This window comes from Pantoea sp. A4, assembly GCF_000295955.2.
Taxonomy (GTDB): Bacteria; Pseudomonadota; Gammaproteobacteria; order Enterobacterales; family Enterobacteriaceae; genus Pantoea; species Pantoea multigeneris.
Window position 1 is genome coordinate 65,143 of the sequence record NZ_ALXE01000049.1, and the last position, 19,090, is coordinate 84,232.

The 19,090-nt window shown below is 51.1% G+C and carries 17 protein-coding genes; 2 read left to right on the forward strand and 15 right to left on the reverse strand.

Going from position 1 to position 19,090, the window contains the following annotated elements:
• Positions 1-173: 173 nt before the first annotated feature.
• Both B880_RS0120630 and B880_RS0120635 read left to right on the forward strand, forming a co-directional pair.
• The gene (locus B880_RS0120630) at positions 174-1,625 is read left to right on the forward strand and encodes a PhoPQ-activated protein PqaA family protein (RefSeq protein WP_017349362.1); all 1,452 of its coding nucleotides are present in this window, start codon (positions 174-176) and stop codon (positions 1,623-1,625) included.
• Between the two features lie 765 nt (positions 1,626-2,390).
• The gene (locus B880_RS0120635) at positions 2,391-3,869 is read left to right on the forward strand and encodes a PhoPQ-activated protein PqaA family protein (RefSeq protein WP_017349363.1); all 1,479 of its coding nucleotides are present in this window, start codon (positions 2,391-2,393) and stop codon (positions 3,867-3,869) included.
• A 46-nt stretch (positions 3,870-3,915) separates the two neighbouring features.
• Here the strand turns inward: B880_RS0120635 and glmS are convergent, their stop codons facing one another.
• The 15 genes from glmS to asnC form a co-directional block, all read right to left on the reverse strand.
• Positions 3,916-5,745: a glutamine--fructose-6-phosphate transaminase (isomerizing) gene (glmS, locus tag B880_RS0120640; protein ID WP_017349364.1), complete on the reverse strand. Its 1,830-nt coding sequence runs from the start codon at positions 5,743-5,745 to the stop codon at positions 3,916-3,918.
• A gap of 127 nt (positions 5,746-5,872) precedes the next feature.
• Positions 5,873-7,243, reverse strand: coding sequence for a bifunctional UDP-N-acetylglucosamine diphosphorylase/glucosamine-1-phosphate N-acetyltransferase GlmU (gene glmU / locus B880_RS0120645; RefSeq protein WP_017349365.1), 1,371 nt, complete (start codon positions 7,241-7,243; stop codon positions 5,873-5,875).
• A gap of 162 nt (positions 7,244-7,405) precedes the next feature.
• Complete coding sequence (locus B880_RS0120650) at positions 7,406-7,825, reverse strand: F0F1 ATP synthase subunit epsilon (protein WP_017349366.1); 420 nt, start codon at positions 7,823-7,825, stop codon at positions 7,406-7,408.
• 24 nt (positions 7,826-7,849) lie between these two features.
• Entirely contained in the window at positions 7,850-9,247 is a 1,398-nt protein-coding gene (gene atpD / locus B880_RS0120655) for a F0F1 ATP synthase subunit beta (protein ID WP_017349367.1), read from the reverse strand.
• 30 nt (positions 9,248-9,277) lie between these two features.
• Positions 9,278-10,144 (reverse strand): F0F1 ATP synthase subunit gamma, encoded by an 867-nt coding sequence (atpG, locus tag B880_RS0120660; RefSeq protein WP_017349368.1) that lies wholly within the window; start codon positions 10,142-10,144, stop codon positions 9,278-9,280.
• A gap of 52 nt (positions 10,145-10,196) precedes the next feature.
• Positions 10,197-11,738 carry a F0F1 ATP synthase subunit alpha gene (gene atpA, locus B880_RS0120665; RefSeq protein WP_017349369.1) on the reverse strand — a complete coding sequence of 514 codons (1,542 nt, stop codon included), beginning with the start codon at positions 11,736-11,738 and terminating at the stop codon, positions 10,197-10,199.
• A 14-nt stretch (positions 11,739-11,752) separates the two neighbouring features.
• Complete coding sequence (gene atpH / locus B880_RS0120670) at positions 11,753-12,286, reverse strand: F0F1 ATP synthase subunit delta (protein WP_017349370.1); 534 nt, start codon at positions 12,284-12,286, stop codon at positions 11,753-11,755.
• 14 nt (positions 12,287-12,300) lie between these two features.
• Complete coding sequence (gene atpF, locus B880_RS0120675) at positions 12,301-12,771, reverse strand: F0F1 ATP synthase subunit B (RefSeq protein WP_017349371.1); 471 nt, start codon at positions 12,769-12,771, stop codon at positions 12,301-12,303.
• A gap of 116 nt (positions 12,772-12,887) precedes the next feature.
• The gene (atpE, locus tag B880_RS0120680) at positions 12,888-13,127 is read right to left on the reverse strand and encodes a F0F1 ATP synthase subunit C (protein ID WP_003849523.1); all 240 of its coding nucleotides are present in this window, start codon (positions 13,125-13,127) and stop codon (positions 12,888-12,890) included.
• A gap of 49 nt (positions 13,128-13,176) precedes the next feature.
• Complete coding sequence (gene atpB / locus B880_RS0120685; protein WP_036646557.1) at positions 13,177-13,995, reverse strand: F0F1 ATP synthase subunit A; 819 nt, start codon at positions 13,993-13,995, stop codon at positions 13,177-13,179.
• An 8-nt stretch (positions 13,996-14,003) separates the two neighbouring features.
• Positions 14,004-14,384 (reverse strand): F0F1 ATP synthase subunit I, encoded by a 381-nt coding sequence (gene atpI, locus B880_RS0120690; RefSeq protein ID WP_017349373.1) that lies wholly within the window; start codon positions 14,382-14,384, stop codon positions 14,004-14,006.
• Positions 14,385-15,018: 634 nt separating this feature from the next.
• Positions 15,019-15,636: a 16S rRNA (guanine(527)-N(7))-methyltransferase RsmG gene (gene rsmG, locus B880_RS0120695; protein WP_017349374.1), complete on the reverse strand. Its 618-nt coding sequence runs from the start codon at positions 15,634-15,636 to the stop codon at positions 15,019-15,021.
• A 47-nt stretch (positions 15,637-15,683) separates the two neighbouring features.
• Positions 15,684-17,573, reverse strand: coding sequence for a tRNA uridine-5-carboxymethylaminomethyl(34) synthesis enzyme MnmG (gene mnmG, locus B880_RS0120700; protein WP_017349375.1), 1,890 nt, complete (start codon positions 17,571-17,573; stop codon positions 15,684-15,686).
• A gap of 444 nt (positions 17,574-18,017) precedes the next feature.
• Positions 18,018-18,458 carry an FMN-binding protein MioC gene (mioC, locus tag B880_RS0120710; protein WP_017349377.1) on the reverse strand — a complete coding sequence of 147 codons (441 nt, stop codon included), beginning with the start codon at positions 18,456-18,458 and terminating at the stop codon, positions 18,018-18,020.
• A 152-nt stretch (positions 18,459-18,610) separates the two neighbouring features.
• Entirely contained in the window at positions 18,611-19,072 is a 462-nt protein-coding gene (gene asnC, locus B880_RS0120715; protein WP_017349378.1) for a transcriptional regulator AsnC, read from the reverse strand.
• Positions 19,073-19,090: the final 18 nt, after the last annotated feature.

The window sequence follows — 19,090 nt, forward strand, 5'->3', positions numbered from 1 at the left end:
CCTTCAACGGTTTAGTCATCATTTCGCTTAACCCGCGACAAAAAAACATAACTTATTATTTTTTATTTAATTTTTGACCGAAAAAATACGGCTACTCATTGCCAGTGATTTAGCGGCGGCTACCCAACGTCCATCTTCTTTGTGAAGATAAATTCACGCAAGGCAGGAGTATAATGAAAAAAATTCTGTTTGGATGCACGCTGCTCGGTTTGTTATCTGCTTCGTCAATGGCGATGACTATGACTCAACCCAACGTAGACTGTAGTCAGCCATCGGTCAGTAATATTCGGTCTAATACCATCGCCTGTTATCGCCAGACTCTGGCCAGCCAACCGCTCAGTTATCAATTAGTCAGTCAGGGAACGGTTCCGGGCGCGCCATTAGTACAGGTAAAACGTTACAGTATGGTGTCGCAAAACTGGTCACCCCAAAATCTGGTGACGCCAGCAGAGTGGGATCATGATGTTAACATTTACATTCCCGATCAGCCGAAGTCTTCGCTGGCTTTGGTCACCATCGATATGGATGAAACGTTGTTAGCCGGAGTGGCGCAGTCTACGCACACTATTGTGATCAATGTGACCCATATTCCCAGCGTTGCACTAACCTATCAGGGCGATTCCTCCCCGAGAAGTGAAGATGATAGTGTGGCGCGTAGCTGGGCTTTATACCTCCAACAACCCACCGGACGATCCTTGCTACCGCTACATGTCCCGATGGCAGCAGCGATATCGCAAACTATAAGGCTCGCAAAACTGGAGCTCACTCAATGGGATATCAATAAATTTGTGGTTTCAAGCGTTTCTAAGCGCGGCTGGGCCGCCTGGCTAACCGGTATTACCGACCCTTCCGTGGTGGCAATTGTGCCTTTTGTCGCTGATGTGCTGAATACAAAGCAAGTCGTTAAGCATATGTATAAAACCTGGGGCAATAACTGGCCTATCGCTTTCCAGCCTTATTACAACAATGATATCGACCTGCATATCAATGACAGCAGTTTTACCAAAATGATGGAAATCGAAGATCCATTACAGTACCGGAATTCAGCATGGCAATCTCGTTTGAGCATCCCGAAATATATCGTGAATGCCAGCGGGGATGATTTCTTTCCGCCTGATGATTCAAGCCTTTACTACGACCAGTTGCCGGGAACGAAGTCTTTACGCATCGTGCCGAACAGCGATCACAACGGGATCTTCAATTACGAACAGGCGGCATTACAGCAATTCCTGACTCGCTTACAAAATAATAAATCACTGCCGGTTTTGACCGAAACGGTCACTCAGGGCCTGCTCGGGAAGACGTTAACGGTTAAATTCTCAGAAAAACCGACCAAAGTGGTAGCCTGGCGAGCAATAGATCTCGTAGCGCGTGATTTCCGCTATGCCTGCGACATCCGTTACGCTCCCTCAATGGTTGCCGTAAGTAGCATAACGAATAGCTCAATCGTCTCTTTGTCTTACCTTCTGACGGGCTGGCAGGCACTGTTCGTAGAAGCAACATTCAGTGATGGCTACGTAGCCACGTCTAAAGTGTACATCACACCAGACAGCTTCCCTACCACCGCCCCTCCGGCAGGAAGTGCAGCCTGCCAGACCATTGCCGGGCGAACTCCCGCACTGTGACTGAATCTGGCCATCAAATGTTGATGGCCTTTTCTACTTTTCGTGAATCCTCCGTGGTTTGTTCAGGTCGTATAAAAAATTTCTCCGATAAGCATTAATTTTTAACTCTACAGTTTTGTGGGTGTTTAAAAAATATTCAGATTTGCTAATCATCAATTAACACTCGCACCACTGCGGTAAAAAAATAAATCCTCATCATTTCCTAAAGTTCGCCAAACACCAACGAATAGAAACTAAAACCCTTTCTAATCTGATTTTAAAAAATGTTGAACTCGCACCTGTATAAGTAACTTCCCAGGAAATAGTTTCTACGGAAATTCTTCAAAACGGCTAAAATATGCACAGTTGAACTCTAATTTATCAGATTGCTTTTGGGGTTAAATTCCACCACCATTTGATAAGAACTCAGCCAAAGCCGTTAGGTTGAGCCCTCATAGCCCATACTGTGGTGGTGACCCAAAAGTCAGAAAGCATAGACAGAGCAATGTGTTTATTGGATTTACAATGCCAACACCAGGAAATTTCCAGAATTATAATAAATCAACTATAAAAAACTCGATAAATCCTATTTAGCCATAAAGTAATACATGACTATTTGTGTAAAGACGTAAGAAAAAGAAATTCATCTTATTAATATTGAAGGAGGTAGACATCGAACCTGTTTCTTTAATAACATCCAACATCTTGAATAAGCATTGAAAATTATCACCACCTACTAACAAAAAAGTCATAGAATATTTATTGTTTCTGCCGGGGGAAGTTTATATGAAAGCCCTTTTGTTAATTATTACCAGTCTGGCTGCGGCTGGCCTGTACGCACAACCCGCCATGTCGTCAGAATGCAACGCACCTTCCGACGTCATCAGCTGCTATCGCCAGTCGCTGGCGGAGCGGCCACTTGACTATGTCATGGTCAGTAAAGAGACATTGCGCGATCAACCGCCACAAAAAGAGGGCGCGCAACCCGTCAGCGCGAAAGAACTGGAAGCGCAGCCGCACGTTGATGTCACGCGGTACCGGCTGATGTCACAATCCTGGTCGCCAGATGGGCTGGTAACGCCAATGGCATGGCAACATGACGTCAATATTTATATCCCTCCAAATCCACGTGGCGATCTGGCGTTAATCGCGGTGGATCTTGATGAGCGTACCAACGCTGAAACCGCCTATTACAGCCATACCATTGTGGTTTCGCTCAACAATGTCCCCAGCGTTGATTTGACCTATCAAGGCGATAAAGCACCTCGTGAAGAAGATGACAGCATTGCCCGCAGCTGGCAGCTGTACATGGATAAACCGGCATTAAGGGCTCGGCTGCCGCTGCATGTGCCAATGGCTGCGGCGATTTCACAAACGATCCGGTTGGCAAAAGCGGAGTTAAAGCAGCAGCATATCGATAAGTTTGTCGTGACGGGCGCTTCTAAACGCGGTTGGGCAACCTGGCTGGCGGGGATTTCCGATCCTGCGGTGGTCGCAATAGTGCCGTTTGTTGCCGATGTGCTGAATACCCAGAAAATGGTCCAGCACATGTATCAGACCTATGGGGGGAACTGGCCGATTGCCTTTGGCCCGTATTACCAAAACCATACGGATATGGAATACAAAACCGCACACTTTGCCGAATTGATGAAGATTGAAGACCCGATGCAGTACATGGGCACCGATCAGCAGCAGCGGCTTGCGATTCCGAAATACATTGTGAATGCCAGCGGTGATGATTTCTTCCCGCCGGATAACGCAAAGTTTTACTACAACGCGTTGCCTGGGGTGAAGTCGCTACGCATGGCACCAAACAGTGACCATATTGGTATCAACCGCTTCTTCCGCTCTTCGCTGGTGACTTTCCTCGATCGCTTACAGGAAAAACGGCCTTTACCGGTGATTAATGAAAGCCTGGAACAGCAATCGACCTCGAAGCTGCTGCGGCTGTCATTTTCTGAAAAACCGGTGAGAATTGAAGTGTGGCGTGCAGTGAACCCGACAGCGCGTGATTTCCGCCTGGCTTGCGGCATCCGCTACGGCTCTTCTGCGCTGGTGGTGCCTGCGGATAATAAAGTGGATGTTTCGCTGGCCTATTACGGTTCCGGCTGGCAGGCCATGTTTGTCGAGGCGACATTTGACGATGGCTATGTAGCCACCTCACAGGTGTATATCACCCCGGACGATCGCTATCCCACCGTTGCCCCCATGTCTCAGGGCGGTGCCTGTACGACATTGCCGGGGCGGAGTAATTCAGCGAGTTAAGGCATAAAAAAAGGGCCATCAGGCCCTTTTTTACGCTCAGGTATGATTACTCTACGGTGACGGACTTCGCCAGGTTACGTGGCTGGTCAACGTCAGTGCCCTTGATCAAGGCCACGTGGTAAGAGAGCAACTGCAATGGCACGGTGTAGAAGATTGGCGCAATTACCTCTTCTACATGCGGCAGAGAGATAATCTTCATGCCTTCGCTGTCACTGAATCCTGCATCCTGATCGGCAAACACATACAGCAGACCGCCGCGCGCGCGTACCTCTTCGATATTGGATTTCAGCTTCTCCAGCAGTTCATTGTTTGGCGCTACCACAATCACTGGCATATCGGCATCAATCAGCGCCAGCGGGCCATGCTTCAGCTCACCGGCCGCATAGGCCTCGGCGTGAATGTAGGAGATCTCTTTCAGCTTCAGCGCACCTTCCATCGCGATCGGATACTGATCGCCACGGCCAAGGAACAGGGCGTGATGCTTGTCAGAGAAGCCTTCGGCAAGCGTTTCAATCACGCTGTCCTGCGCCAGCATCTGTTCGATACGGCTAGGCAATGCCTGCAGGGCATGCACAATCTCATGCTCTTTTTCCGCTGACATTCCGTGTAAACGACCTAACTTCGCCACCAGCATCAGCAATACCGCCAACTGAGTGGTAAAGGCTTTGGTGGAGGCAACACCGATTTCGGTACCGGCCTTGGTCATTAACGCCAGGTCAGATTCACGCACCAGCGAAGAGCCAGCAACGTTACAGATAGCCAAAGAACCGAGGTAGCCCAACTCTTTAGACAGACGCAGTGCTGCCAGGGTGTCCGCCGTTTCACCAGACTGGGACAGGGTGATCAGCAGGCTGTTTTTACGTACTGCTGATTTGCGGTAGCGGAATTCCGAAGCAATTTCGACATCACACGGAATGTTAGCCAGCGATTCAAACCAGTAGCGCGACACCATGCCGGAATTATAAGAGGTACCGCAGGCAATGATCTGGATGTGCTCAACCTGACTTAGCAGCTGTTCCGCTTTTTCACCCAGTTCACTGAGATCAATCACACCATGATTAAAACGTCCGGTGATGGTGTTTTTAATCGCGTTTGGCTGCTCGTAGATCTCTTTCTGCATGTAATGGCGATAAGTTCCCTTATCACCCGCATCGTACTGCGCGGTTGATTCGATTTCCGCGCGTTTAGCAGGCTTGCCATCACGGTCGATAATGGTGAATTCACGACGGGTAATCTCCGCGATATCACCCTCTTCCAGATAGATAAAGCGACGAGTGACCGGCAATAAAGCCAGCTGATCAGAGGCAATGAAGTTTTCACCCACGCCACGACCAATCACTAATGGGCTGCCGGAACGCGCTGCAACCAGTACGGAAGGATCGCGACTGTCCATGATCACCATGCCATAGGCACCGCGCAGCTGTGGGATCACACGCAGTACGACTTCACGCAGCGTCCCGCCCTGTTTTTGCTCCCAGTGCACCAGATGTGCAACGACTTCGGTGTCTGTTTCGGAGGCAAAGTGGTAACCACGTTCGAGCATTAACTCACGCAGCGGCTCATGGTTTTCAATGATGCCGTTGTGCACGATGATAATGTGCTCTGAGACATGCGGGTGCGCATTGGCCTCAGAAGGTTCGCCATGGGTCGCCCAACGGGTGTGCGCAATACCGGTGCCGCCAATCAGTGGCTGCCCCTCTGCGGCTTCCGCCAGGTTCTGAACTTTGCCTACACGTCGCAGGCGCGTCATATGCCCCTGACGATCGACTACCGCTAAACCTGCGGAGTCATAACCACGATATTCGAGACGACGTAATCCCTCTAACAGGATTTCAGCGATATCGCGCTGTGCTACTGCACCAACAATTCCACACATAATGTTTTCCTGACTTCATGGCTGATCGCCATTTTCATTGTCATCTGACCTGATCGTTCCCCGAGCCTTGTAGAGAGTGGGGATTATTATCGTTACTGCTCGGCCAGTCTTTGCCAGCCGTTAAAAATTAGTTTTTCTTCACAGGCCGCTGCCAGCCAGATTTTTGGTTCTGCTCTTTACGGTTATAAACCAGGTCCGCCGCAGTGACGTCTTTCATGATCGTGGTGCCAGCGGCAATAGTTGCGCCGCTCGCGACAGAAACCGGAGCCACCAATTGCGTATCAGAACCGACAAACACATCGTCACCAATGATGGTTTTCGATTTGTTCACTCCATCATAGTTGCAGGTGATGGTTCCTGCGCCGATATTCACGTTTGCCCCAATCTCGGCATCGCCCAGATAGGAGAGGTGACCGGCTTTTGAACCTTTGCCCAGCGTCGCTTTTTTCATCTCAACGAAATTGCCAACATGCGCCTGCTCAGCCAACGAGGTGCCAGGACGCAGGCGTGCAAAGGGCCCTACGGTACACTCGGCGGCCAGATTCGCATCCTCGATCACCGAATAGGGGCTGATGATGCAGTCATCGGCAATGACACTGTTTTTAATGATACAGCCCGCGCCAATCATCACCCGACTACCGAGTTGAACATCGCCTTCAATAATGACATTGACGTCGATCTCAATGTCGCGACCGTGCTGTAGGGTGCCGCGCAGATCGAAACGAGCGGGATCGCGTAGCATTACGCCAGCTAACAACAGCTTTTCTGCCTGCTCAGCCTGATACGTGCGCTCTAGTGTGGCGAGCTGCAAACGGTTGTTCACGCCATCGGTCTCGCTGGCGCGCTCAGGGTGCACGGCGTTAATTACCCGACCTTCCTGGTGGGCGAGGGCAATGATATCCGTGATGTAATATTCGCCCTGGGCGTTGTTATTGGTGAGTTGCGCCAGCCAGCGTTTAAGATCGCCGCCATTGGCAATCAGAATGCCGGTGTTGATTTCGGTAATAGCCAGTTGCTCGGCAGAAGCATCTTTCTGCTCGATAATCCCGGTAATGGTGCCGTTTTCACGTAAGATACGGCCATAGCCGCTGGGATTATCCAGGACGACAGTGAGCAGGCCAATACCCCCTTCAGGCTTGGCTGCACGCAATTGACGCAGTGTATGCTGCCCAATCAGCGGCACATCGCCATACAGCATCAGAATGTCTTCATCATCAGCAAAGAAAGGGGCAGCCTGCTGCATGGCATGGCCGGTACCTAGCTGTTCGGCCTGCAATACCCAGTTGAGTTCCGGGTTATTCAGTGCAGCTTTGAGCCGCTCGCCACCGTGACCATAAACCAGATGGACCTGTTGAGCTCCCACCCCAAGGGCGGCGTCGATCACATGCTGAACCAGCGGTTTTCCTGCCAAAGTATGCAAAACTTTTGGCAGATCGGAATACATACGGGTGCCTTTGCCGGCGGCCAGGATCACCACACTCATCGCGCTGTTGGACATAACCTTCCTGTCTGATTTTATAACTGTCGCAAGTTAAACGGTTTATCCCTGAGATTACTACATTTTTCTCAGTTCGAAATTAGCCATTTTCTGGCATCGCGCGCAGCAGGCAAAAAAAAATGCCAGCCCGAGGGCTGGCATTTCATGACGCATAAAGCCTGATTACATCGCTTTTTTGGTCAGTTCGATCACGCGCAGTTTCGCAATGGCTTTCGCCAGCTCAGCAGAGGCCTGTGCGTAGTCCACGTCGCCGTGGCTTCCGCTCATGTGCTCTTCTGCTTTGCGTTTTGCTTCCAGAGCACGTGCTTCATCCAGGTCTTCACCGCGAATCGCGGTGTCGGCCAGAACGGTCACGTTACCCGGCTGCACTTCCAGCACGCCGCCAGAGAGGTAGATATACTCCTCTTCGCCGTGCTGTTTAACGATGCGAACCATCCCAGGCTTAATGGCAGTCAGCAGCGGAGCGTGGCCAGGGAAAACACCCAGCTCACCTTCGCTACCTGACACCTGGATTTTCTGTACCAGGCCGGAGAACATTTGCTGTTCTGCGCTGACAACATCCAGATGATAAGTCATAGCCATAACTATCCTCCCGGGAAACTGTTATTACAGTTTCTTCGCTCTCTCGACCGCTTCTTCGACGGCACCAACCATGTAGAACGCCTGCTCTGGCAGATGGTCGAATTCACCTTCCATAATGCCTTTGAAGCCACGGATAGTGTCTTTCAGCGATACGTATTTGCCCGGAGCACCGGTAAATACTTCTGCTACGAAGAACGGCTGAGACAGGAAGCGCTGAATCTTACGCGCACGTGCCACCAACAGTTTGTCGTCTTCAGACAGCTCGTCCATACCAAGGATGGCGATGATGTCTTTCAGTTCCTGGTAACGCTGCAGCAGAGACTGTACGCCACGCGCGGTGTCGTAGTGCTCTTGACCAACAACCAGTGGATCCAGCTGACGGCTGGTTGAGTCCAGTGGATCAACGGCTGGGTAGATACCCAGAGACGCGATCTGACGGCTCAGTGTCACGGTTGAGTCTAAGTGAGCAAAGGTGGTTGCTGGTGACGGGTCAGTCAAGTCATCCGCAGGTACGTAAACGGCCTGTACGGAGGTGATTGAACCAGTCTTAGTGGAGGTAATACGCTCCTGCAACACACCCATCTCTTCTGCCAGAGTCGGCTGGTAACCTACTGCTGAAGGCATACGGCCCAACAGTGCGGATACTTCAGTACCGGCCAGGGTATAACGATAGATGTTATCAACGAACAGCAGAACGTCACGGCCTTCATCACGGAATTTTTCCGCCATGGTCAGACCGGTCAGCGCAACGCGCAGACGGTTTCCTGGTGGCTCGTTCATCTGACCGTAGACCAATGCTACTTTGTCGATAACGTTAGAGTCGGTCATCTCGTGGTAGAAGTCGTTACCTTCACGGGTACGCTCACCAACACCGGCAAATACGGAGAAACCTGAGTGCTCGATCGCGATGTTACGGATCAGCTCCATCATGTTTACGGTTTTACCAACACCCGCACCACCGAACAGACCTACTTTACCGCCTTTCGCAAACGGACAGATCAGGTCGATAACTTTGATACCGGTTTCCAGCAGTTCCTGAGAGCTAGCCAGCTCTTCGTAAGAAGGTGCTGCGCGGTGAATAGAGTTAATCTCTACTGCGCTGCCATCTTCATTCTGCAGGTCGCCTTTCATGTCGATTGGCTCACCCAGCACGTTCATGATACGGCCGAGAGTCGCTTGACCGACTGGTACCTGAATTGGTTTCTGCAGGTCGGCAACTTCCAGACCGCGCTTCAGGCCGTCAGAAGTACCCATGGCGATGGTACGAACCACGCCACCACCCAGCTGCTGCTGAACTTCCAGCACCAGGCGAGCATCACCGTTTTTAACCTCAAGGGCGTTGTACACTTGCGGTACCGCGTCCTGAGGGAACTCGACGTCAACTACGGCGCCGATAATCTGGACAATCTTTCCAGCTGCCATCTTGAATCCTCTACCTAATTCTTAACCTGGTTAAACCGCGGAGGCCCCCGAGACGATCTCGGTAAGTTCCTGGGTGATGCTGGCCTGACGAGCTTTGTTGTAAACCAACTGCAGCTCTTTGACCAGGTTTCCGCCATTATCGGTTGCGGCTTTCATCGCGACCATACGTGCGGCCTGTTCACTGGCCAGGTTTTCCACCACACCCTGATAAACCTGCGATTCGACATAACGACGCAGCAGGGTATCCAGCAGCGCTTTCGGATCGGGTTCGTACAGGTAATCCCAGGTCTTCGCCTTCATCTCTTGTTCACCTTCCGCAGCCGGTAATGGCAGCAGTTGGGTAACTGTCGGAGTCTGAGACATGGTGTTGATAAACTTGTTGCTGACAATAAACAGCTTGTCGATGCGGCCTTCATCATAAGCCTGCAACATCACTTTTACTGGACCAATCAGGTCAGACAGCGCAGGCTTATCGCCCATTCCGCTTACCTGGGCCACGATGTTGCCACCCACAGAGCCGAAGAATGACAGACCTTTGGAACCGACAATCGCCAGATCGCTCTGTACGCCTTTATCGGACCAGGCTTTCATTTCTGCCAGCAATTTTTTGAACAGGTTAGTGTTCAAACCACCACAAAGCCCGCGGTCAGTTGAAACGACCAGGTAGCCGACGCGCTTGACGTCACGCTCTTCCAGGTAAGGGTGCTTGTATTCCAGATTCCCTAACGCAAGGTGACCAATCACTTTACGCATGGTATCTGCATACGGACGGCTGGCTGCCATACGTTCCTGCGTTTTACGCATTTTGGACGCGGCGACCATTTCCATCGCTTTGGTGATCTTCTGCGTATTCTTAACGCTTCCGATCTTGCTACGTATTTCTTTTGCGCCGGCCATTAGCTGCTCCTCAAAGCCTTGCGGCTTGTCTCTTCAGACAAGCCGCCAGACATTACCAGGACTGGGTTGCTTTAAACGTTTCGAGGATGCCTTTCAGCTTCGCTTCGATATCGTTGTTGTAGTTACCAGTTTGGTTGATTTCCTGCATCAGCTCAGCGTGTTCGCGGTCTGCGAACGCCAGCAGTGCGGCTTCGAAGCTGCCAATTTTGGCCAGTTCAACGTCGTTCAGGAAGCCACGCTCGGCAGCGAACAGTACCAGACCCTGTTGTGCAACAGACATCGGTGCATACTGTTTCTGCTTCAGCAGCTCGGTCACTTTCTGACCGTGGCTCAGCTGTTTGCGGGTTGCTTCATCCAGATCGGAAGCGAACTGCGAGAACGCAGCCAGTTCACGATACTGTGCCAGAGCGGTACGGATACCACCGGACAGTTTCTTAACGATCTTGGTCTGAGCAGCACCACCAACACGGGATACAGAGATACCCGGGTTAACCGCAGGACGGATGCCTGAGTTAAACAGGTTAGATTCCAGGAAGATCTGACCATCGGTGATTGAGATCACGTTGGTCGGAACGAACGCAGAAACGTCACCCGCCTGAGTTTCAATGATCGGCAGAGCGGTCAGTGAACCAGTTTGGCCTTTAACGGCACCGTTAGTGAAACGCTCAACATAGTCAGCGCTTACACGTGATGCACGTTCCAGCAGACGAGAGTGGAGATAGAACACGTCGCCTGGGAATGCTTCACGGCCCGGTGGACGGCGCAGCAGCAAGGAGATTTGACGGTAAGCGATTGCCTGCTTAGACAGGTCATCGTATACGATCAGGGCATCTTCACCACGGTCACGGAAGTATTCACCCATTGCGCAGCCAGCGTACGGAGCCAGGTACTGCAGAGCAGCAGACTCAGAAGCAGAAGCAACAACAACGATGGTGTTAGACAGTGCACCGTGCTCTTCCAGCTTACGTACAACGTTAGCGATGGTAGAAGCTTTCTGACCGATAGCAACGTAAACACATTTGATGCCAGAGTCGCGCTGGTTGATGATGGCGTCGATAGCCATAGCAGTCTTACCAGTCTGACGGTCACCGATGATCAGCTCACGCTGGCCACGGCCGATTGGAATCATCGCATCGACAGATTTGTAACCGGTCTGAACAGGCTGGTCAACGGACTGACGGTCGATAACACCTGGTGCGATAACTTCGATTGGTGAGAAACCGTCGTTGTCGACAGCGCCTTTACCATCAATCGGGTTACCCAGGGTGTTGAGTACACGACCCAGCAGGCCACGGCCAACCGGTACTTCAAGGATACGGCCAGTACACTTAACCTTCATGCCTTCGGCGAGGTCAGCGTATGGGCCCATCACTACTGCACCAACCGAGTCGCGCTCGAGGTTCAGTGCGATAGCGTAACGGTTACCCGGCAGGGCAATCATCTCACCCTGCATGACATCGGCCAGGCCGTGTACGCGGATGATACCGTCACTTACAGAAACAATAGTACCTTCGTTGTGAGCTTCGCTCACTACATTGAACTGAGCAATGCGCTGCTTGATCAGTTCGCTGATTTCGGTGGAATTCAGTTGCATATGCTCCAGTCCCCTTAAGACTGCAAGACGTCTGCCAGACGCTCAAGACGGCCGCGCACGCTGCCATCAATTACCATGTCACCCGAACGGATGATCACGCCTGCGACTACAGACTTATCGATTTTGCAATTCAGCTTAACTTTGCGTGACAGACGTTTTTCCATAGCAGTGCTGATTTTGGTCAGCTGCTCGTCACTCAGCGCACCGGCAGAGATCACATCAACTTCAGCAGTCGCGTTGTACGCGTCACGCAGTTGAATGAACTGGTCCAGTACCGCTGGAAGCGCGGTCAAACGTTTGTTTTCCGCCATCACCTTAATCAGGTTTTGGGCGTGCTCATCCAGTTGATCACCACAGACTGCATTAAAAGATGCAGACAAAGCATCTGGTGCTACAGCACCAGAAAGGAGATCAGCTATCTGTTCATTACGAGACACTTCAGCCGCAAACGCCAGCATCTGCTGCCAACGTTCAATGCCCTGGTGCTCAACAGCAAAGTCAAAAGCTGCTTTGGCGTAGGGGCGAGCTACGGTAGTTAAATCAGACATCAGCCCCTCCCTCCTTACAGTTCAGCGACAAGTTTATCAACGATGTCGCTGTTAGCAGCTTCATCCACGGAACGTTCGATGATCTTCTCGGCGCCAGCGATAGCCAGCAACGCGACCTGCTTACGCAGCTCTTCACGTGCACGAGAACGCTCTGCTTCGATTTCAGCCTGAGCCTGTGCAAGGATGCGGTTACGTTCGTTTTCAGCTTCGGCTTTCACTTCATCCAAAATCTGAGTACGGCGCTTATTAGCCTGCTCGATGATAACCTGAGCTTCTTCTTTGGCTTTTTTCAGCTGGTCGGTCGCATTAGCCTGCGCGAGATCCAAATCTTTCTTCGCACGTTCAGCAGAAGCAAGGCCTTCAGCAATTTCTTTCTGGCGCTTTTCGATGGCAGCCATGATCGGTGGCCATACGTACTTCATGCAGAACGCAACAAACAGGATGAACGCGATGGCCTGGCCGAGGATTGTTGCATTAATGTTCACAGCACAATGCCTCTTCTTAAGTATTTATCGTATCTGCCGCGACCAAGAGTGATACGCGGCAGACTCTGTTCTCCACGAACACCTTACAGGTGCCGTGGATGAACTTACGGCAGGCTTTAGGCGACAGCGAACATCACGTAGAGGCCCAGACCAACTGCGATCATTGGGATTGCATCCACCAGACCCATTACAACAAAGAACTGCGTACGCAGCAGAGGAATCAGATCCGGCTGACGCGCTGCGCCTTCCAGGAATTTGCCCCCGAGGATGCCGATACCGATCGCAGCACCGATTGCCGCCAGACCCATCATCACAGCGGCAGCCATGTACAGCAGATCCATATTCAGGTTTTCCATGACAGTCTCCAGTTTGTTTCAGTTAAAAGCTTAGTGTTGAGATAAAAAATCAGTGTTCTTCTGATGCCATCGACAGATAGACGATCGTAAGAACCATGAAAATGAAAGCCTGCAGCGAAATGATCAGGATGTGGAAAATGGCCCATGGCACACTCAGAACCCACTGCGACCACCACGGTAACAGACCTGCAATCAGGATAAAGATCAGCTCACCCGCATACATGTTGCCGAACAGTCGCAGACCGAGAGATACCGGTTTAGACAGCAGGCTCACACCTTCAAGAATCAGGTTGATAGGGATGAAGATCGGGTGATTGAAAGGCTGCAGTGTCAGCTCTTTAGCAAAGCCCCCTACCCCTTTCATTTTGATGCTGTAGAACAGAATCAAAATAAATACGCCCAACGCCATGGACAGCGTTACGTTCACATCGGCAGAAGGCACGATGCGCAGTGCTGGCAGACCTAACCAGTGCTCACCGATATACGGCAGCAGATCGATAGGCAGCAGATCCATGAAGTTCATCAGGAAGACCCAGACAAAAACTGTCAGAGCCAACGGGGCGATAAGTTTGCTTTTACCGTGGTACATGTCGCGGACGTTGCCATCAACGAAGCCGACAACCAGCTCGATAGCCGCCTGCAATTTCCCTGGTACACCGCTGGTGACGCTTTTAGCCACTTTGCGGAAGATTACAAGGAACACCAGTCCCAGTAACACAGAGAAAAACATGGAGTCCAGGTTAATTGTCCAGAACGTCGCTGGCGCGTCGTGTGCATTCACCAGCTCGAAGGTACGCAGGTCCATCTGAAGATGTGTCAGGTGGTGTCCTATGTACTCCTGCGGCGTTGAGATCTCTCCTGCGGCCATGATGCCTCTTACCCTTTGTTGTTAATTACAGCCGGTGCCAACATTTGCACCACCAGCACCGATAACCAGGTTATCCCGAGAGGCCAAAAAGCCGCCCTGAATACACCCAACGCCACAACGAGAAAAATAATGGTGGCAAACACCTTTAGAACTTCACCAAGCGCGAAGCCCCAGGCTACACGCCCTTTTGCAGGTGCTTGCGCCTGCAGGCGCCAGGCTAAAAACATAAACAACACATTTGGCAGCCAGGCTGCCATGCCACCCGCAATTGCAGAGGCGCCGAGTTTCATGTCTTTTACTGCAAACACACACCCGATGATGACAAGCGCTACCAGTTGAACCAGCAACACGGCACGAGCGAGTTTTACATCGTAAAGAGACACTGACATGACGCTGATACTCCCCTGCTTTGCTTGAGGTAGGACGCGTTGCCTTACCAGACTGCCTCACTCAAATGAGTCAAGCAGTAAAAGCCGTGCAAATTATACGGGCCACACCTGCGATTTCAATCGTTAACTCATGAAAAAGTGAACAATTATTTAAATTTCTTTCCAGGAGGTTATTTTCTCAAACTTTGTTTGATGAAATTCAGCAGCCAGACTGATGAAATTCAGTTAAAAACCGACAGTTAAAGCGTGCGGCAGATCACACATTACACAGACAAATATGCTCAGGGGGGTGGTTTGAGAGAATTTTCTTGTGAACACCATGATATTTAACAGAGCTAAAACAATGGTTTAAAAATAGACACTCCCCTGCCCTACTCTATTTTCGATAAAAACTCGCTATTGACAGTAGCGCTCTGAGCTAAAAGGGGAAAATGATATTACGCACCTGCATTTATTACTCCCACATATTTTCCAGCGTGACTATTTATTATGGTGAGCAGTGGTTTAAAAGTGATCTCTTTGATAATCAAATGTGAAATAAAGGTTAAATGTAACCGGGAATTTCGGAACATTTCCGACAGGAGAAAAAGGCGATGTCAGGACAAATTCACCGGCCTGACACCATTTACTCAATTTAGTCGCGACGAATAACGACCAGATGACGCTCGCCTTCCAACTGTGGGACGATCAGCGATTCGATGCGTTCTACGCTAAATCCGGCCGGTAAGGCATCAATCTCATCCTGCGGATGCTGGCCTTTCAACGCAAAAAAGCGGCCATCTGCTGCGGGCAGATGATGACACCAGCTAACCATATCATTGAGTGAAGCAAATGCCCGGCTAATTACGCCATCAAACGGCGGCTCAGACGGGAACTCTTCTACGCGGCTTTGCACAGGAGCGATATTCGTTAATCCCAGTTCATGTTGCACCTGGCGCAGAAAACGCACGCGTTTACCCAGGCTGTCCAGCAACGTAAAATGCGCATCGGGCATGACGATCGCTAAAGGAACGCCCGGCAGCCCAGGACCTGTTCCCACATCAATAAAACGACTTCCGCGTAAATGCGGAGCCACCACGATACTGTCCATAATATGGCGGACCAACATTTGCTGTGGATCGCGTACTGAAGTCAGGTTGTACGCTTTGTTCCACTTGTCCAGCAAGCCAACGTAGCCCAGCAACTGTTGTTTTTGTTGATCGGAGAGGGAAATTTTGGCTGCGGCAAGCAGCGAAGTCAGTTTGTTGATCACGGCGTGGGTCCAGTCAATTGGGGCGATGTGACTCGCCCCGGTTTACATCAGGCGCTTTTACGCAGCAGCCCTTGTTTTTTCAGGTAAATAAGCAGAATTGAGATCGCTGCTGGCGTGACACCCGAAATGCGTGATGCCTGACCAATTGACGCAGGTTTATGGTCATTTAGTTTAGCGATCACTTCATTCGACAGACCAGAAACCTGGCTGTAATTCAAATCGGCAGGCAGCACCGTATTTTCGTTACGCAGCTGGCGTTCAATTTCATCCTGCTGGCGAGCAATATAACCGGCATACTTCACCTGGATTTCAACCTGTTCAGCAGCTTGTTCATCCGCCAGAGCAGGAGCGAACACGCTCAGGCTGGTCAGTTGCTGGTAGGTCATTTCCGGGCGACGCAGCAGATCTTCACCGCTGGCCTCTTTGGTCAGCTCTGCGCTCAGTACGCCGTTAATTTCTTCCACGCTGTCTGATTTTGGGTGTACCCAGATATCACGCAGACGCTGACGCTCAAGTTCGATAGCTTCCAGCTTTTCGTTGAAGCGAGCCCAACGGGCATCGTCTACCAGGCCCAGCTCACGACCAGTCTCGGTCAGGCGCAGGTCGGCATTGTCTTCACGCAGCATCAGGCGATATTCGGCGCGTGAAGTAAACATACGGTAGGGTTCTTTGGTCCCCAGAGTGCAGAGATCGTCAACCAACACGCCCATATAAGCCTGATCGCGACGCGGAGCCCATCCCTCTTTGTCCGCAGCCTGACGTGCGGCGTTTAAACCCGCCAGCAGGCCTTGTGCTGCGGCTTCTTCGTAACCGGTGGTGCCGTTGATCTGTCCAGCAAAGAACAGGCCCTGAATATATTTGCTTTCCAGGGTCATTTTCAGATCGCGAGGATCGAAGAAGTCATACTCAATGGCGTAGCCTGGACGCACGATCTTCGCATTCTCCATCCCCTTCATGGAACGGACGATCTGCATCTGCACGTCAAACGGTAAGCTGGTAGAGATACCATTTGGATACACTTCGTTGCTGGTCAGCCCTTCGGGTTCAAGGAAGATCTGATGCGCGTTACGATCGGCAAAGCGCATCACTTTGTCTTCGATCGATGGGCAGTAACGTGGGCCGATCCCTTCGATGATCCCGGCATACATTGGGCTACGATCGAGGTTATTGCGGATCACGTCATGGGTTTTCTCATTGGTGTAAGTGATCCAGCATGGCACCTGTTGTGGGTGCTGCTCTGCACTGCCCATGAACGAGAAAACAGGCATTGGGTTATCACCATGCTGTGGAGACAGCACGCTGAAGTCGATGGTACGTGCATCAATACGCGGTGGTGTACCGGTTTTAAGGCGGCTAACACGCAGTGGCAGCGCACGCAGGCGTTTTGCTAACGGGATGGAAGGCGGATCACCCGCACGGCCACCGCTGTAGTTGTCCAACCCGATGTGAATTTTGCCATCGAGGAAGGTACCGACGGTAAGAACCACGGTTTTCGCGCGGAATTTCAGTCCCATTTGGGTTACTGCACCCACAACGCGATCGTTTTCCACGATGAGATCGTCAACAGCCTGCTGGAAGATCATCAGGTTGGGTTGATTTTCCAGTGCAGTACGTACAGCCTGGCGATACAGCACACGGTCAGCCTGAGCACGGGTCGCACGTACCGCAGGGCCTTTGCTGCTGTTTAGTATCCTAAACTGAATTCCGCCTTTGTCGATCGCGGTTGCCATCAGGCCACCGAGAGCATCCACTTCTTTTACCAGGTGTCCTTTCCCGATCCCGCCAATGGCTGGGTTGCACGACATCTGCCCCAGCGTATCGATGTTGTGGGTGAGCAACAGAGTTTGTTGACCCATTCGGGCTGCAGCCATTGCGGCTTCGGTGCCCGCATGACCACCACCGATTACGATGACGTCAAAAGGATCTGGATAAAACATGAAGTGGTACCTCGTTAAGAAAGTCGGACAGGGATCTTTGCCCTGGGCGGTGGATTCTACTCAAATTCTGCCCGGGGTAAAAGTGGTGGGATCTAGTGGTTTAAAAGAAAGGATCATTATTCTGTATATGATCTTCCTGTTAGATCTCTTATTAGGATCCACGATATCTGTGGATAAGCGTAGAAACAGGCTATTTATCATAAGCCTGCTTTGGATCACATGCTGTGAATGATCGGTGATCCAGATCCGTATAACCTGAGATCAAAATGGCTACTTATGCACAGCCTGAAAAAGCAGCAAGGGTTATTATTGGGATAACTACCGGTTATACGCAGTAATTCAGGGTACTTATCCACAATTGATCGCGCAGTTCTTGAGCGAAAACAGCAAAAAAACTGAGGATCGAGACAAAAACCCGATCCCCTGTGGTGTTGGATCGGAGGATTAGATCAGGTTTTTCCAGGTTTCAACCCACTCGCCCGCCGGATCTTCCGGAATTTCGTGTTCAAGCACGTCGATCTCAAGGCGTGATCCTATCAGTGTCGCGCCACGTGCCAGCAACAGCGTTTCCAACTGGCGGATGGCACCACAAAACAGGTCATATTCATGGTTGCCAATGCCCACAGCGCCAAAACGGACGGCAGAAAGATCCGGCTGCTGTTCTTCAATAGCATTATAGAAAGATTGCAAATTCTCTGGGATCTCGCCGGCACCATGCGTTGAGCTGACTAACAGCCAAATGCCTTCAGGCGCGACTTCCTCAAGCTCAGGACCATGCAGCATTTCCGTAGAGAAGCCTGCTTCCTGCAGTTTTTCTTCGAGATGTTCAGCGACATACTCTGCGCTGCCCAGGGTACTGCCACTGATTAAGGTGATATCGGCCATGCTGCTCTCCTGCAATAAAGGCGAGCATTGTACGCTGTGATCAAGCAGTGATCCACCTGTGGAAAACAGGGTTAATAAAAGAAAGCACTGGGCGGCAAATCGCGTTATGTATGCGATCCGCCCGGGATAAGGTTATACACAGGAAAGGACGATCATGGCTTGATGGTACGCATGATCGGGTTTTGCAGTGAGATCAGGGTCTCGGTGGATTGTATTTCATCGATGGTCTGGATCTTGTTGATCAACACCTGTTGCAACGCGTCAATTGAGCGACACATGACTTTGATGAAGATACTGTAGTGGCCGGTGGTGTACCAGGCTTCAACCACCTCATCCAGCGCTTCCAGCTTGCTGAGTGCTGCCGGGTAATCACGGGCGCTTTTTAAAATAATGCCGATAAAACAGCAGACATCAAAGCCTAACTGGCGTGGATCAATGTCCACTCGGGTACCAAGAATGATCCCCGCTTGTTTCATTTTTTCTACCCGGACATGAATCGTGCCGGGGCTTACGTTGAACTGCTTAGCCAGTTCCGCATAGGCGGTGCGAGCGTTTTCCAGCAGTGCATTGAGTATGCCGCGATCAAGATTATCCAGTTGCAGTTGTTCGGCCATGTCCGTCCTCGGGTCAGC